Source organism: Salinispora vitiensis (assembly GCF_000378825.1).
Classification (GTDB): domain Bacteria; phylum Actinomycetota; class Actinomycetes; order Mycobacteriales; family Micromonosporaceae; genus Micromonospora; species Micromonospora vitiensis.
This window is the reverse complement of the sequence record NZ_KB900388.1, coordinates 2,145,995-2,160,032: the sequence shown is the minus strand read 5'-3', so window position 1 is coordinate 2,160,032 and position 14,038 is coordinate 2,145,995. Positions and strand designations below refer to the sequence as shown.

At 69.6% G+C, this 14,038-nt stretch carries 16 protein-coding genes and 1 other RNA gene; 13 read left to right on the top strand and 4 right to left on the bottom strand.

Going from position 1 to position 14,038, the window contains the following annotated elements:
* Positions 1 to 8 precede the first annotated feature (8 nt).
* Positions 9 to 266: a DUF3040 domain-containing protein gene (locus SALPAC2_RS0109915; protein ID WP_018216509.1), complete on the bottom strand. Its 258-nt coding sequence runs from the start codon at positions 264 to 266 to the stop codon at positions 9 to 11.
* Positions 267 to 516: 250 nt separating this feature from the next.
* Entirely contained in the window at positions 517 to 1,200 is a 684-nt protein-coding gene (locus SALPAC2_RS0109910) for a bifunctional DNA primase/polymerase (protein WP_026184594.1), read from the bottom strand.
* Positions 1,201 to 1,429: 229 nt separating this feature from the next.
* Between SALPAC2_RS0109910 and SALPAC2_RS0109905 the strand changes: the two genes are divergently transcribed.
* From SALPAC2_RS0109905 to SALPAC2_RS0109885, 5 genes are read left to right on the top strand one after another with little or no spacing between them, the layout of a single operon-like run.
* The gene (locus SALPAC2_RS0109905; protein ID WP_018216507.1) at positions 1,430 to 2,653 is read left to right on the top strand and encodes a helix-turn-helix domain-containing protein; all 1,224 of its coding nucleotides are present in this window, start codon (positions 1,430 to 1,432) and stop codon (positions 2,651 to 2,653) included.
* Positions 2,650 to 3,246 carry a flavoprotein gene (locus tag SALPAC2_RS0109900; protein WP_018216506.1) on the top strand — a complete coding sequence of 199 codons (597 nt, stop codon included), beginning with the start codon at positions 2,650 to 2,652 and terminating at the stop codon, positions 3,244 to 3,246. The genes SALPAC2_RS0109905 and SALPAC2_RS0109900 overlap by 4 nt, the downstream gene beginning before the upstream one ends.
* A gap of 59 nt (positions 3,247 to 3,305) precedes the next feature.
* On the top strand, positions 3,306 to 4,178 hold the full coding sequence (locus SALPAC2_RS0109895) for a Nif3-like dinuclear metal center hexameric protein (RefSeq protein WP_018216505.1): 873 nt from the start codon (positions 3,306 to 3,308) through the stop codon (positions 4,176 to 4,178).
* Complete coding sequence (locus SALPAC2_RS0109890; protein WP_018216504.1) at positions 4,168 to 4,905, top strand: zinc ribbon domain-containing protein; 738 nt, start codon at positions 4,168 to 4,170, stop codon at positions 4,903 to 4,905. The genes SALPAC2_RS0109895 and SALPAC2_RS0109890 overlap by 11 nt, the downstream gene beginning before the upstream one ends.
* Positions 4,906 to 4,907: 2 nt before the next feature.
* On the top strand, positions 4,908 to 6,116 hold the full coding sequence (locus SALPAC2_RS0109885; RefSeq protein ID WP_026184592.1) for a bifunctional RNase H/acid phosphatase: 1,209 nt from the start codon (positions 4,908 to 4,910) through the stop codon (positions 6,114 to 6,116).
* Between the two features lie 15 nt (positions 6,117 to 6,131).
* Here the strand turns inward: SALPAC2_RS0109885 and SALPAC2_RS0109880 are convergent, their stop codons facing one another.
* Complete coding sequence (locus SALPAC2_RS0109880) at positions 6,132 to 6,893, bottom strand: sulfite exporter TauE/SafE family protein (RefSeq protein ID WP_018216502.1); 762 nt, start codon at positions 6,891 to 6,893, stop codon at positions 6,132 to 6,134.
* A 135-nt stretch (positions 6,894 to 7,028) separates the two neighbouring features.
* On the opposite strand from SALPAC2_RS0109880, the gene rnpB reads away from it, so the two are divergent.
* The 5 genes from rnpB to SALPAC2_RS0109860 all read left to right on the top strand — a co-directional run bounded on the left by rnpB (position 7,029) and on the right by SALPAC2_RS0109860 (position 10,868).
* Positions 7,029 to 7,444: RNase P RNA component class A (gene rnpB / locus SALPAC2_RS25515), an RNA gene on the top strand.
* 266 nt (positions 7,445 to 7,710) lie between these two features.
* Complete coding sequence (locus tag SALPAC2_RS0109875; protein WP_223874144.1) at positions 7,711 to 8,280, top strand: helix-turn-helix domain-containing protein; 570 nt, start codon at positions 7,711 to 7,713, stop codon at positions 8,278 to 8,280.
* A 20-nt stretch (positions 8,281 to 8,300) separates the two neighbouring features.
* Positions 8,301 to 8,831 (top strand): DUF6036 family nucleotidyltransferase, encoded by a 531-nt coding sequence (locus tag SALPAC2_RS0109870; protein ID WP_223874147.1) that lies wholly within the window; start codon positions 8,301 to 8,303, stop codon positions 8,829 to 8,831.
* A gap of 635 nt (positions 8,832 to 9,466) precedes the next feature.
* Positions 9,467 to 10,045, top strand: a complete 579-nt coding sequence (locus tag SALPAC2_RS0109865; protein WP_018216499.1) for a hypothetical protein — start codon at positions 9,467 to 9,469, stop codon at positions 10,043 to 10,045.
* A gap of 217 nt (positions 10,046 to 10,262) precedes the next feature.
* Entirely contained in the window at positions 10,263 to 10,868 is a 606-nt protein-coding gene (locus SALPAC2_RS0109860) for a class I SAM-dependent methyltransferase (protein ID WP_018216498.1), read from the top strand.
* 41 nt (positions 10,869 to 10,909) lie between these two features.
* Here the strand turns inward: SALPAC2_RS0109860 and SALPAC2_RS0109855 are convergent, their stop codons facing one another.
* A complete protein-coding gene (locus SALPAC2_RS0109855; RefSeq protein WP_026184590.1) occupies positions 10,910 to 11,698 on the bottom strand; it encodes a TetR/AcrR family transcriptional regulator in 789 nt (262 codons plus the stop codon).
* Positions 11,699 to 11,785: 87 nt separating this feature from the next.
* Between SALPAC2_RS0109855 and SALPAC2_RS0109850 the strand changes: the two genes are divergently transcribed.
* The 3 genes from SALPAC2_RS0109850 to npdG all read left to right on the top strand — a co-directional run bounded on the left by SALPAC2_RS0109850 (position 11,786) and on the right by npdG (position 13,928).
* Positions 11,786 to 12,202: a VOC family protein gene (locus tag SALPAC2_RS0109850; RefSeq protein WP_018216496.1), complete on the top strand. Its 417-nt coding sequence runs from the start codon at positions 11,786 to 11,788 to the stop codon at positions 12,200 to 12,202.
* Between the two features lie 101 nt (positions 12,203 to 12,303).
* Complete coding sequence (locus tag SALPAC2_RS0109845) at positions 12,304 to 13,164, top strand: AraC family transcriptional regulator (RefSeq protein ID WP_018216495.1); 861 nt, start codon at positions 12,304 to 12,306, stop codon at positions 13,162 to 13,164.
* Between the two features lie 65 nt (positions 13,165 to 13,229).
* Positions 13,230 to 13,928, top strand: a complete 699-nt coding sequence (gene npdG / locus SALPAC2_RS0109840; RefSeq protein WP_018216494.1) for an NADPH-dependent F420 reductase — start codon at positions 13,230 to 13,232, stop codon at positions 13,926 to 13,928.
* Positions 13,929 to 14,038 lie beyond the last annotated feature (110 nt).

Here is a 14,038-nt window from a genome sequence, read left to right as displayed (position 1 = left end):
CGGGTCATTCATAGCCAGCGGCGCCGGAAGCGCCACATCACCACGGCGTTGGCTACCAGGACCACCGCGCAGACCGCACCGGCCGTCGGGCCGGCAAGCACAGTTGTCGCGGGGAGCGCCGCCCAGAGCACGATGGTCAACAGCATCAACCACCGGCCGCGGTGGCCTTTCGCGCGATGGTCCAGCCGGGCGAAGAATGCCGGGTCGCTCTCCCGGAGATTGCGGGTGATCTGCTCGAACCTGCGCTGATCCTCTTTGCTGAGCATGTGCCATCCCCTCACGTGTTCAGCGGCTCGCCGGGCATACCCGCTGCGGTAGCGGCTCACGCTCCTGCTGCTGACACTTTCCGACGTACGGGCGGCATGCCCTGGGTTGGCGGCTTGGCAAGGCGGCTCGGGGGCGACTCGGTGCCGGCGGCCAGTCATTCGGGGGTTTTGTACTGGCTTGATGTCTTTAGGCGGATCAGTGCCCTTTGTGATGGCTTAGAAAGCCTAAGGTTGGTAGAGCCCCTGCCGGTCAGTACCCCTGCCGAGGAAGCGGCAGGTGGCCGGGGACCAGCTGCTCCACCGCCAGTGGTACGCCGCTCGCCCGTAACTCCGCGATCAGGCTGTTCTGCACCAGGTACGAGTCGGGGAGCTGCCAGCGGGCCTGCTCCGGGGCGACCACCCAGCGCACCGCCCCCTCGGGTAGCCGCGTCGGCGGGGCGGGGATCCACGAACCCGGGCCGTGCCGTACCACGTGGAAGCAGTGTTCAAGTTCGGGTCGAAGTGGGTCGCCGGGTCGGACCAGGAACATCCACCGGCCGGTGGGGGTGGACAGCACCGGCCCGCGCACTCCCGGGCCGGCCGGGTGGTTCTGGACCGCGAGGAGTACGTCTCGTCCGACGTGGGCCGGCACCTCCAGGACGTCGAAGGCGCGCCCGGTGGGCAGCAGCACGCCGTGCGGCCGGGTGCGCCACCACGTCGCGATCCGGGCCGGGTCGGCGCTGGCGGAGTGTTCCCAATCCACCAATGCGGGATGGCAGCCGACGGTGGGACAGCCCGCCCGCCCGCAGACGAAGCGGCTGCGGGCCAGGCACGCGCCGGGGGTTACCTCCCAGCCGTGCAGTGCGTAGCGTACGGCGACGCGGCGTAGCCGTACCCGTTCCAGGGGTGACAGCTGAGCGACCCGCGGTCCGATATTCCCCCACATATGTGCCATCTCCCCTCGCCGGATCTGGTCGTGCCGGTGGCCTCTGTCGAGCACCGTCACTGCCTTGACCCGCGATCGTTGAGTTGACGAACGGCCGGTGCAACTTGCATGAACGCTAGGAGCGCCGGCTGATCAGCTGACGTACATGCTGTGCGATCAGGAAAAATCGAACAAAGCGCCGTGCCCGCGACGAACCTGGCTTATCGGCTGGAATGGACGCGTAGGAAAGGGATGGGACATGGACGAGCTACCCATCGGGCGTCGGGTGGCCTACTGGCGGGGGCGACGCAAGATGTCCCAGCAGGTCTTCGCCGACCGGCTGGGTAAGTCGAAGAGCTGGGTGGACAAGGTAGAGCGCGGGGTACGTCGGCTGGACAAGTTCTCCGTCATCTACGAGATCGCCGACACCCTCCGGGTGGACGTGCAGCTACTGCTCGGCAAGGACCCGGAACGGCGTTCTGACGCGCTGAACTGCATCGACCAGACTGAGGTGCAAGAGATTCGGGCAGCGCTGGAGCGGTACGACGCGATGAGCGCCTACTTCGACGCGGCGCCGTACCCGCCGCCCCTGCCCGACATGCGCAAAGCCGTCAGCCACGCCTGGCTGACCTATCAGTACGGTCGATACGGGATGCTGACCCGCTCGCTCCCCAAGCTGCTGCGGGACGCCCAGGCGGCCGATGCCGGCTCCGCCGGCGACGACAACCGCGAGGCGGCGCACCTGCTCGGGCAGGTTTACCAGATCGCCTCGTCGGTCCTGCGCAAGCTGGGGGAGTGCGACCTGGCGTGGCTCGCGGCCGATCGGGCGATGGCGGTCGCCCAGCGGGCCGACGATCCGCTGCTGGCCGGCATCGCCACAGCCCGGGTCGGTAACGCCCTAGTGGCGATGGGGCGCCCCTTCCCGGCCCTGGAGGTGAACGTCGCGATCGCGAACCGGTTGGCCCCGGGCGGTAACAACGACGCTACCCCGGACCGGCTATCGGTCTACGGCATGCTGCTGCTCCAGGGGGCGATGGCCGCCTCCCGGATCGGTGACACCGCCACAGTGGATGACCTGCTGAGCGGCGCCGACGAGGCGGCCACCCTGCTCGGCGGCGACCAGAACCACTACTGGACCTCGTTCGGGCCCACCAACGTCAAGCTGCACCGCGCCGCGGCCGCCGTGGAGCTCGGCGACGGTGGTCGAGCGGTCGAGGTCCACCAGCGGATCGGGCCGGAGTTCAACGCCCTGCTACCCGAGCGCCGCGCCCACCACCTGCTCGACATCGCCCGGGGCTACGCACAGGTTGGTGATGTGGTCAACGCGGGCGAGATGCTGCTGCAGGGCGACCGGCTCGCTCCGTCCGAGATCCGTTGTCGCCCGATCGCCCACGAGGTGATGTCCGACATCCTGCGGCGCACCCGGGGCACCCCGTCCGCCTCGATCGCGGAGTTGGCCGAAAACATGGGAGTCGGAATATGAGTCTGGACGCTTCCCTGGCCACGTCGCAGCCGGCAAGCGCCGCGCGCCGGATGCTCTACGTGCTCGCCTGCGGTTCGCCGCTCGCCCGCCACATCGGCCGGCTCGTCGAACTGGCCCAGCAGACCGGGTGGGAGGTCTGTGTCGTCACCACCCCCGACGGGACCAGGTTCATCGACCGGCCGGCGCTGGTCCGACAGACCGGCTACCCGGTCCGTAGCCACTACAAGAACCCGGGCGATCCGGATGTCCTGCCGCCGGCGGACGCAATGATCGTCTGCCCGGCCACGGTGAACACGATCACCAAATGGGCGGCGGGGATAGCCGACACCCTCCCCCTCGGCCTGCTCGTGGAGGCACAGGGCCGCGGGGTGCCGCTGGTCGCGGTCCCGTTCACCAACGCGGCGATGGCCGCCCACCCAGCGTTCCAGACGGCCCTCGGCCGGCTCTCCGAATGGGGGGTCACGGTGCTCTTCGGCGACCACGTCGTCCCCCTTTATCCGCCCGGAGCCGGCGAGCGTCACCTACCCGCCTTCCCCTGGGAGGCGGTGGTGGCCGCCCTGCCGGAACCAGCCGTGGCGACCAGGGTCGCCTGACCCCCCGCCCCGGGTGGCGACGCATTCCGTCCCCGCACCCGCCGGTAAGCTGGCCCGCCGTGAGGACACCCGAATTCCCGCCGACCGTCGCCGAGCTGGTGACCGAGTTGGAGCGGCGCTACCCACCGGCGTGGGCGCAGGAGTGGGACCGCGTCGGTCTGGTACTCGGCGACCCGGACGCGCCGGTCCGTCGGGTGCTCTGCGTGGTGGACGTGGTGCCGGAGACGGTCGCCGAGGCGATCGACGCCCGGGCCGACCTGATCGTGGCGCATCATCCCCTGCTCCTGCGGGGCGTGTCGTCGGTCGCCCCGACCACCTACAAGGGGCGGATCGTCCACCAGCTGATCAAGGCCGATGTCGCGCTGTACGTGGCGCACACCAACGCGGACGTCGCCGAACCGGGCGTTTCCGACGCACTGGCCGCCCGATTCGGGCTGACCGGGCTCCGGCCGCTGGCGCCCCCCGCCGTCGGCGCACCCGCACACGGTGCCGGCCGGGGGATCGGCCGCATCGGCGAGCTACCCGAGCCGATGACCCTCGCCGAGCTGACCCGGCACGCCGCCGCCGTACTCCCGGCCACCGCCTGGGGCGTACGCGCAGCCGGTGACCCGCACCGCGCGGTGCGTACGCTCGCCGTCAGCGGCGGATCGGGCGACAGCTTCCTCGCCGCCGCGACAAGCGCCGGGGTGGACGCGTACCTCACCGCTGACCTGCGGCACCACCCCACCAGCGAGCACCTGGCCACCGGCGGTCCGGCGCTGCTCGACGCCGCGCACTGGGCGACCGAACGCCCGTGGCTGGACGACCTAGCTGCCACCCTGCGGGAGACGACGGGCGTCGATACGCTCGTGTCCGACCTGGAGACTGACCCGTGGACCGTACACGCCGCCCCGCCCGCGGCGGACAACAAGGAGCCCCACTGTGAAGGCTGAACCGTTAGTCCAGCGCCGCCTGCTCGACCTGGCCGGGATCGACACCACCCTCGCCCAACTCGCGCACCGTCGCCGGACGCTGCCCGAGCGGGCCGAGCTGGACGCCCTCGCCCGGGAGTTGTCCGCGCTGGAGGACGAGCGCGCCCGCGCCCAGGTGGCCATCGATGACCTGGACCGGGACATCGACCGGCTGGAGCAGGACGTTGACCAGGTGCGAGCCCGTAAGCGCAAGGACGAGGACCGCCTCGCCGCCGGCGTCGGCCCGGCCCGGGAGTTGGAGGCGCTCCAGCACGAGCTGGCCTCCCTCAACCGCCGCCAGGGCGATCTCGAGGACGCCGAGCTGGAGCTGATGGAGCAGCGGGAGACCGCGCAGGGCGTCCTGACCGGGATCGAGAAGCGGATCACCGAGGCCCGGGAGAAGCGGGATGCCGTCGAGCAGCGCCGCGATGACAGCCTGAGCGAGATCACTAAGGAGGAGGAGTTCAAGCGCGGCGCCCGCCAGCCCCTCGCCGCCGACCTTCCCGGTGACCTGGTCGCGCTCTACGACCGGATCCGGGCAGAGAGCGGGCTCGGCGCGGCCCTGCTCACCGGCGGCCGGTGCGGCGGCTGCCGGCTGGAGCTCTCCGGCGCGGACCGGGCCCGAATTCGCGCGGCGGATCCGGACGAGGTGGTGCGCTGTGAGGAGTGCCGCCGGATCATGATCCGTACCAACGAGTCCGGGCTGTAGTCGTGGCGCCGCGGGTGGTCGTCGTCGAGGCCGACGGTGGATCTCGGGGTAACCCCGGTCCGGCCGGATACGGCGCGGTGCTCCGCGACCCCGGCACCGGCGAGGTGCTCGCCGAACGCTCAGCGGCGATCGGCACCGCCACCAACAACGTCGCCGAGTACCGGGGCCTGATCGCCGGCCTGGAGGCCGCCGCCGAGCTGGGGGCCGCCGAGGTGGAAGCCCGGTTGGACTCCAAGCTCGTGGTCGAGCAGATGTGCGGCCGGTGGCAGATCAAAAACCCCGGCCTGCGGCCGCTCGCCGCGCAGGCAGCCGGGCTGGTCGGCCAATTCGCCGCCGTCCGGTTCACCTGGATTCCGCGAAACCGCAACCGGCACGCCGACGCCCTGGCGAACGCCGCCATGGACGCCGCCGCCGGGGCACCAGCCCAGCCGGCGAAGCGAGCAGTCGAGGAACCCCGACCGGTGGCCGCCGCCGACTCGCCCGCCCGGGCGGCGGCCCACGAGGCCGCGGCCCGCGCCGCCACCGCCCGTACCAGCGGCACCGGCCCGGCCACGGCCCCCGCCTCCTGGGAGCCGCGGCCCAGCTTCACCGCGACCCGGCTGGTTCTCGTCCGGCACGGGGCGACCGAGTACACCGAACAGCGCCGCTACTCCGGCCGGGTGGACGTGCCCCTCTCCGACCTCGGTCGGGCCCAGGCCGAAGCCACCGCCGACCGGGTGGCCGCGCTGGCCCCGTCGGCTGCGGTCGTGGTCAGCTCCCCACTGAGCCGGTGTCGGCACACCGCCGGGGCCATCGCCGCGGCGCTCGGGGGGAAGCCGGTCCGCGACAATAACGACTTGGTCGAGTGCGACTTCGGGGCCTGGGAGGGCCGCACCTTCGCGGAGGTACGGGAGCGCTGGCCCGGCGAGATGGACGCCTGGCTCGCCGCCACGACGGTCGCCCCGCCCGGCGGAGAGTCATTCGCCGACGTCGCCACGCGCAGCCAGCGGGTGGTGGATGAGCTGCGGAAGGCGTACCCGGGGCAAACCGTCGTGGTGGTCTCGCACGTCGCGCCGATCAAACTGATCCTGCGGGATGCTCTCGGGGGCGGAGACACGCTGCTGTATCGGCTGTTGCTCGACGCGGCCGGCATCTCCGTGGTGGACCTGTGGTCCGACGGTGGAGTGGCCGTCCGCTCCGTCAACGACACCGCCCACCTCCCGGCCAGCTGACTACCCCCGGTTCGTTCAGCTTCTGGTCCGCCAGAGCAGATACAGGCCGATGACCGTCCCGAACGCCACGATCACCGTTCTGAGCACCATCGGTGGCAGCCGGGGGAGCAGCCGCGCGCCCGCGTACCCGCCGACCAGCGTCGCCGGTGCGACCACGGCAACCGCCGCCCAGTTCACCGGCCCGAACAGCGCAAAGATCACCAGCGTGGTCAGCCCGACCACCGCCGAGAGCAGGTTCTTGATGGCGCTGACCCGGGCCAGCGACGCGTCCAGCATCAGCGCGAGGCCCGCCACCAACATCACCCCCAGCGCCGCCCCGAAGTAGCCGCCGTACACCGCGGCGAGCGCGACCATCACCTGGAGCCAGACGGTACGGTGGCGCCTCGACCGGTCGCGGGGGTGCCCGACGAACCGGCGCAGCGGCCCCTGGAACGCCAGCACCGCCGTCGCCCCGAGCACCAGAAACGGTACGACCAGCTCGAACGCCCGGGACGGCGTGGCCAACAGGAGCACGGTGCCGGCGACCGTACCGAGGACGGTGGTGGGCAGCAGAGCCACCAGCTCCCGACCATGCGGCAGCTCCGCGCGACTGCCCGCGACGCTCGCCGCGTACCCCGGGAAGGCCGACACCGAGTTGCTCACGTTCGCCGACACCGGCGGCAACCCGGCGGCGATCATCGCCGGGAAGGTGATCAGCGACCCGCCACCGGCCACCGCGTTGAGCATGCCGGCGGCGAGGCCGGCGGGGACGAGCAGCGCGGCGTCGGCGATGTGCATGGTGAGGCAGGCTAGTACGTCGCGGTGCCCCGTCCACCCCGCGGCGCCCGCTGCGGCGCGTCGGCGGGCGCAGGTGTGGTGGTTGGGGCGGAAATGGGTACGGCGACCGCGTCGTTAGGATGAGTGCGCGACGGACGAGTCGACCGGGCGGTCGCGTCGGCAGGTTTCCGACCTGCCGTCGAGGAACGTCCGGACTCCACAGGGCAGGGTGGTTGCTAACGGCAACCCGGGGTGACCCGCGGGACAGTGCCACAGAAAACAGACCGCCGTCTCCGGACGGGGACGGTAAGGGTGAAACGGTGGGGTAAGAGCCCACCAGCACCCCGGGTGACCGGGGTGGCTCGGTAAACCCCACCCGGAGCAAGGCCAAGAAGGGGCGTCATCAGCTGAGACGACGACCCGCGCAGGCGATCGAGGGCGGCCCGCCCGATGTCTGCGGGTAGGCCGCTGGAGCCTGTCGGTGACGGCAGGCCGAGATGGATGACCGCCGCCGGCGCGTGCCCTCGGGTCCGCGTCGCGCACAGAATCCGGCGTACAGGTCGACTCGTCCGTCGCCCACCAGCTCAGAGACCTGATCAAGGCTCTGGGCTAGTTCTATGTCCGGGTGTCGATGGTTGTTCTTGGTCGACATTGGACGGCCTGGCGACAGCCTGATCTTGGAAGCGTCAACCGGTGACCCTGCTACTGCTCTTCCCGCCGCCTGACGGGTGCGATTAAGCGGGCGACCTTCGACGGCAAGAGTCGGCATCCAGCGGTAGATGCGGCCGGAGAACGTACCCGCAAAGTGATTTACGGTCTCTCTGCCGGCTGGTGCTGCTTGAGCAGTACTGACGCTGCCGTCGAGTTGCGTTTTTGGCGTTTCTGGCCGATGCTGGCAAGTATGGCGACCGCGGGTGGGGAATTGCTGAGCACTGGTCAGGCGGCCAAACTGCTGGGTTCTTCGCGTCAGCAGGTGGTCAACCTGTGCGAGCGTGGCGATTTGCCTTTCGTGCGGGTGGGCGCGCACCGCAAGGTCCGGCGGGAGCACGTCGAGGCGCTGTTGCGCCCACGGCAGCCCTTGACCCGTGATCAGCTCAAGTCGCTGTGGCTGCACCAAGCTGTGGCAGGCGGCCTGGTCGCCGATCCGGATGGGGTGCTGAGCAAGGCTGGGGAGAATCTCGATCGGCTGCTTCGGCAGCACCGGGGGACCATGGCCGAGGTCTGGTTGCGGCGTTGGCAAGACAAGATCAACGAAGGGGTTGGGTCCGTTCTTCGGGTGCTGACCTCGGAAGATCCAGAGTCGCTCGAGCTGCGGCAGAATTCGCCCTTCGCCGGTGTGCTCTCGCAGGCGCAGCGTGGGAAAGTTCTTGAGTCCTTCAAACGTCGGGGCTGGGAGCGGGCGGCGTGAGGCGTGCAGAGTTGGAGCACGTGCTGAGATCGACGGGTCGGATTATTGTTGATCGGAACGTTCTCATCATCGGCAGCCAGTCGGTGCTGGGGACGATTCCGGAGGATGATCTGCCGTTGGAAGCCACTTCCTCAATGGAGGTAGACGTGGCGTTCTTCGACGATCCCGACGATCAGAAGGCCGACCAGGTCGACGCGTTCATCGGCGAGTTCTCGCAATTCCACGAGACCTACGGCTACTACGCCCAGGGTGTGAGTGTGTCGACTGCGGTGCTGCCCGAGGGCTGGCGCGATCGGTTGGTGCTGGTGGAGTCGGAGAACACCCAGCCGGGCCGTGGCTATGCGCTGGACCCGCACGACTGCGTGGTGTCGAAGCTTGTGGCCGGGAGGGAGAAGGACGCCCTGTTCGCTGACGCACTGCTCCGGGCGGGCTTGGTCAGGCCGGATGTGGTCGCCGGGCGGATTGAACTCCTGGTTGACGTGCATCCTCTGGTGATGAAACGTCTGCGGGACTGGATCGCCGCCTATCTGCCGAAGTCAGATATCTGCTGAGGTGGGCCGACCGGTGGCGTCCTAACGGCCCGGTGGCGGCATGCGGGCGGGTTAGGGCTGTTTCCGTGGACCTGTAAGCCATTCCGCGAAAAGCGCCAAGACGGCGGCGGTATCAACCGTGATGGACAATTTAACAAATGTCATGAGCTGCGGCTGAGCCTCAAGGAGGAAATCCTGGACGGTCCTCCAGTAGGCGAAGCCGGCGTTGCGTCAACTATGTAGCTTCTCCGGCAGTAGGACGCTACGTTCTCCCGTGTCGCTGCGCAGCAGAAAGGACGCCATAGCCATCTGGGATCATTTGTTGCGGATGTCTGATCGGCGCCCGTCTGGGGTGTGGTCGGGGGCATGGTGACGGTGGAATCTCGGCTGGCGTCAGGGCGTTACACCCTGCGTACGGCCGTGGAGGTGTCCCGCTCGGGCGGGTGACACCGGGTGAGGTCGCCGGGAATGATGGTGGCCGGTCGGTCGTTACATCTGGATTCGGCGCCGTGTGTGCCCCCTGTGCGGCCCGCGGTCGCCGACCCCCTCTTCTTTCTTTTCTTTGAGCGCCGGACGGTGCTTGCACCCCTCTTTTGCCGCCTGAACCCCCCTTTTTCGGGCGTGTGGGGTGTCGACCCCCGAATGGAGCAACCCCCATGAACACGATTCTGCGTCGTAGTGTCCTTGGTATCGCTGGTCTGGCCCTGTCCACCGGTGTCGTCGCCGGCCCCCTGGCCACCCTGACCGACACCACCCCCGCAGCGGCCGCTGCGGTGCAGGCCGACAAGCCCGACATGGGCAAGCTGATCCCGCACGGCACCCAGGGTGAGCAGTCGCGCATCGACCTGGGCGACGAGCAGACCGGCAACGTGAAGGCCATCATCGAGGCCACCAAGAAGGCCGGCATGGACGAGCGCGCCGCCGTCGTGGCGATCGGTACCAGCTTGCAGGAGTCGAAGCTGGAGAACCTGGGACACCTGGGTGACCGGAACGACCACGACTCGCAGGGCCTGTTCCAGCAGCGCCCCTCGAGCGGTTGGGGCAGCGTGGAGCAGATCACCGACCCCGAGTACTCCACCACCGCCTTCCTCAAGGGTTTGAAGCAGGTCGAGGGCTGGCAGGAACTGCCCCTGACCGAAGCCGCCCAGAAGGTCCAGGTGTCGGCGTACCCGTTCCACTACGCCCAGTGGGAAACCCAGGCCGCCGACCTAGTCGCCGAGCACTGGACCAGCTGACCCCCACACCGCAGCACCCACACACCCCCACCCGAAGACCTGACCCACACAAGGGGGAAAGAAACTGTTGGCCGGCACCCGAAACCGGGTGCCGGCCAACAGTCATGTCCGGGCAAATAGCAGGCCCGCCGCGGATGGGAAACCCGCTGGTTGGGGCCGGGGTCAGCGGTGACCGGCGCCGGACTGGCCGAAGACCCGAGGGGATACGGTTGTCGTCATGGCAAAGCCGACCCGATGGGTGACCGACACCGGCCCAGAGCACTCCCAGTGGTACATCGACCGATTCCGTCGGTTGGCGGCGGAGGGGGCAGACCTTGCCGGCGAGGCCCGGCTGATCGACGCCCTGGTAGCGCCGGGTTCTCGGGTCCTCGACGCCGGCTGCGGCACTGGTCGGCTCGGGGCCGCGCTGGCCGTGCGGGGGCACACCGTGGTGGGTGTTGACGCCGATCCCGTCCTGGTCGAGGCGGCGGGGGCCGCCTATCCCGGTCCGCGCTGGCTCGTGGCCGACCTGGCCGAACTCGATCTGGCCGCCGCCGGTGAGGCGGAACCCTTCGACGCCGCTGTGGTCGCCGGCAACGTGATGACCTTCGTCGCCGCGGGCACCGAGGCCGACGTGCTCCGCCGGATCGCGGCCCACCTGCGTCCCGACGGCATTGTGGCGGTTGGTTTCGGCACGGACCGGGGCTACCCGCTGTCGGCCTTCGACGCGGATTCGGCTGCGGCCGGGCTACGCCGGGAGCACCGTTTCGCCACCTGGGATCTGCGCCCGTGGCGGGAGGAGAGCGACTTCGCCGTCACTCTGCTCCGTCGCCCCGCCGAGTGATCTTCGGAACCTCACCAGTCGCTGATCGTCCCGGAGCGGCGTCAGGAGTTTTCTGATGCCGCGGGTGTCGTGCGTTCGATGAGGGTGGCGAGCCCGTCCAGGAGGCGGCGGAGGCCGAATTCGTAGGCGTGCGCGGGGTCGTGGGCGCTGCCGTGCGCCGTGCCGGCGGCACTGCCCACCCGGGTGGCCAGCGGGTAGGCCGCGGGGTCGAGGACCCGGGCCAGCAACGGCCCGGCGGCCGCCCACCACTGTTCGTCGGTCACCGTCGTGAGCTGGGCAGTGGCCCGGGCCTCGGCGGCGACTCGGGCGTTGGCCTGGACGAAACTCAGCAGGAGGGTTAGGCAGTCGTCCATCTCGACGTCGTCGAGACCCAAGCCGTCCAGGGCGGTCAGCTCGTGCTCGTACTTGCCGATCGCGCCCGGACCGAGCGGGGGCCGCAGCGTGGAGACCGTCGCGGTCCACGGATGGGTCTCGAAGAGCGTCCGGTTCTCCTCGGCCACCGCGGTCAGCCGTACTCGCCAGGGTTGTCCGGTGGTGTCGGCGCGCGACATCCGGCCGTACGCGGCGTCGAGCATCACGTCGAGTAGCTCCGCCTTGCCGGGCACGTACGTGTAGAGGGTCATGGGGGAGACCCGCAGCTCCTGGGCGACTCGGCGCATGGTGAGACCGGTCAGCCCTTCGGTGTTGGTGACGGCGGTCGCCGCTTCGATCACTGCGTCCAGGTTGAGGCCACGTTGCGGGCCTCGGCGCGCCGCCGTCGATGGCTCCCGCCAGAGCAGGGCGAGCGTACGCGCGGGGTCTCCGCCGCTGGTTACGTCAGGTGCACGCACAGTCATCTCCCTAATTTCTCCGTACGATGTACAATGTACAACGTACGACGTACGAGGTATTCGGATCATCGCGAGAAGGACTCTTCCATGAAGATCACCTCCACTGCCGTATCACTCAATGTCGAGGATGTCCCCGCCGCTGCCACCTTCCTGACCACCCACTTCGGGTTTCGTCAGGAGATGGCCGCGGACGGGTTCGCCTCGCTGACCCGCGACGACACCGGCGTAAACGTTGTCTTCCTGCAGCGTGGACTCGCCACCCTCCCCGATGACCAGCGTGACGACCATGCCCGTGGTGTGATTCTGGCGTTCGTGGTCGACGACCTTGAGGGCGAGCTGGCGCGGCTACAGGCCGAGGGCGTCAAGATCACTATGCCGCTGACCACCGAGGAGTGGGGCGAGCGCGCCTTCCAGGTCCGCGACCCGAACGGGGTCATCGTCCAGCTCGTCGACTGGAACGGCGCATCGGAGCCCGGTCCCACCACGCGTGGCGCCGCCGGTTAGCCATCCTGGCCTGGGATGACCTGATCGAATCTGGCATAGCTTGTCGGGTTGGTGCTGCCCGCGTGGCCCTAGCGTCGTGGGCACAAGGGAAGGAGATCCGGGTGCTGAAGCGGCTCAACGATGTCATGGCGCACCTCGAGCAGCAACTCGACCAGCCGGTCGACGTGGCTGAACTGGCGCGGATCGCCGCGACGTCGGAGTACCACCTGCGGCGGCTGTTCTCCGCGCTGGCGGGAATCGGACTGTCCGAGTACGTCCGGCGTCGGCGACTGACCGTCGCCGCGGCGGAGGTGCTGTCGGGGGAGCAGTCGCTGCTCGACGTCGCGGTGCGGTACGGCTACGGCTCCACCGAGGCGTTCGGCCGGGCGTTTCAGGCCGTGCACGGCGTCAGCCCGGGCGAGGCCCGCCGTACGGGGGCGACTCTGCGCGCCCAGCCTCGGATCTCCTTCCGTCTCACCATCGACGGGAGTAGCAGTATGGATTACCGAATCGTTGACAAGGACGGTTTCCGCCTGGTGGGCCGGCGAGCCCGGGTGCCCCTGGTGCACGAGGGGATGAACCCGGCGATCGTTGAGTTCGTCCGGAGCATCGACCAGGAGACAGTCAACCGGATGGCGGCGCTGTCCGACCAGGAGCCAAAGGGCATCGTCAACGTCAGCACCAAGATCGCTGACGGTCGGGCGGAGGGCGGTGAGCTGGACTACTGGCACGGTGTGGTCACCGGCGCGAGCGCCCCGGAGGGGCTCGACTCGATGGCGGTGCCCGCCGGCAGGTGGGCGGTCTTCACCACCTCCGGTCCGTTCCCGCAGACCGTCCAGCACCTGTGGCGGGACGTCTTCACCCTGTGGTTCCCGGCTAACCCGTACCGCAGCCGTCCGGGTCCGGAGATCTCCCGCACCAGTGTCGCGGCGGACGGCGCGACCGCGGAGTCCGAACTGTGGATTCCGGTGGAGCGGGCCTGACCCCAGCGGGGATTGTCACAGCATCGACTGCTGCTCGTGCATCGGCGGTTTGCGAGGATGTTCGCATGGCTTACGACGCGAGCAATCTACCCGATGTCTCCGGGCTAACTGTCGGTATCGTCGGCGGCACGGGCGACCAGGGGCGTGGTCTCGCCTACCGGTTCGCCCGTGCCGGCCAGACCGTGCTGATCGGTTCCCGCTCGGCCGAGCGCGCTGCCCAGTCCGCTGCGGAGATCGCCGCCCTGCCCGGGGTGCCCGCCGGCGCGAGCGTCACCGGGGCCGCCAACGAGGAGGTCGCCCGGCGTAGCGATGTGGTGGTAATCGCGGTGCCGTGGGATGGCCACGCGAGCATCGTCGGCGCGCTCGCCGAGCCCCTCGCAGGCAAGATCGTGATCGACTGCGTCAACCCGCTTGGCTTCGACAAGCAGGGCCCGTACGCCCTCACCGTGGCGGAGGGCAGCGCCGTCCAGCAGGCCGCCGCGCTGTTGCCGCAGTCCCGGGTGTGCGCGGCGTTCAACCACGTCAGCGCCCCGTTGCTGGCCGATCCGCAGATCGATCGGATCGAGCTGGACGTGCTGATCTGCACCGAGGAGCGGGAACTGGCCGGCATCGTCGGTGCCCTCGCGGCCCGGATCCCCGGCATGCGTGGCATCTACGCCGGTCGCCTGCGGAACGCCCACCAGATCGAGGCTTTCACGGCGAACTTGATCGCCATCAACAAGCGCTACAAGGCCCACGCCGGGATCCGGGTCACCGACCTCTGAAGGTGGTGGGTCCGAACGCACCCCCTTCATCGGGGCGGCGTTCGGAGGTGGGGCGAAACGGGTGCGGCCCGCTGGGTTTCCAGCGGGCCGCACCATTGTCCTACCGGGCC

Bases quoted from the DNA above. Each gene is read 5' to 3' on its own strand.
- SALPAC2_RS0109915 (WP_018216509.1), bottom strand. From the start codon at position 266: ATGCTCAGCAAAGAGGATCAGCGCAGGTTCGAGCAGATCACCCGCAAT.
- SALPAC2_RS0109910 (WP_026184594.1), bottom strand. From the start codon at position 1,200: ATGGCACATATGTGGGGGAATATCGGACCGCGGGTCGCTCAGCTGTCA.
- SALPAC2_RS0109905 (WP_018216507.1), top strand. From the start codon at position 1,430: ATGGACGAGCTACCCATCGGGCGTCGGGTGGCCTACTGGCGGGGGCGA.
- SALPAC2_RS0109900 (WP_018216506.1), top strand. From the start codon at position 2,650: ATGAGTCTGGACGCTTCCCTGGCCACGTCGCAGCCGGCAAGCGCCGCG.
- SALPAC2_RS0109880 (WP_018216502.1), bottom strand. From the start codon at position 6,893: ATGCACATCGCCGACGCCGCGCTGCTCGTCCCCGCCGGCCTCGCCGCC.
- SALPAC2_RS0109865 (WP_018216499.1), top strand. From the start codon at position 9,467: ATGAACACGATTCTGCGTCGTAGTGTCCTTGGTATCGCTGGTCTGGCC.
- SALPAC2_RS0109860 (WP_018216498.1), top strand. From the start codon at position 10,263: ATGGCAAAGCCGACCCGATGGGTGACCGACACCGGCCCAGAGCACTCC.
- SALPAC2_RS0109850 (WP_018216496.1), top strand. From the start codon at position 11,786: ATGAAGATCACCTCCACTGCCGTATCACTCAATGTCGAGGATGTCCCC.
- npdG (WP_018216494.1), top strand. From the start codon at position 13,230: ATGGCTTACGACGCGAGCAATCTACCCGATGTCTCCGGGCTAACTGTC.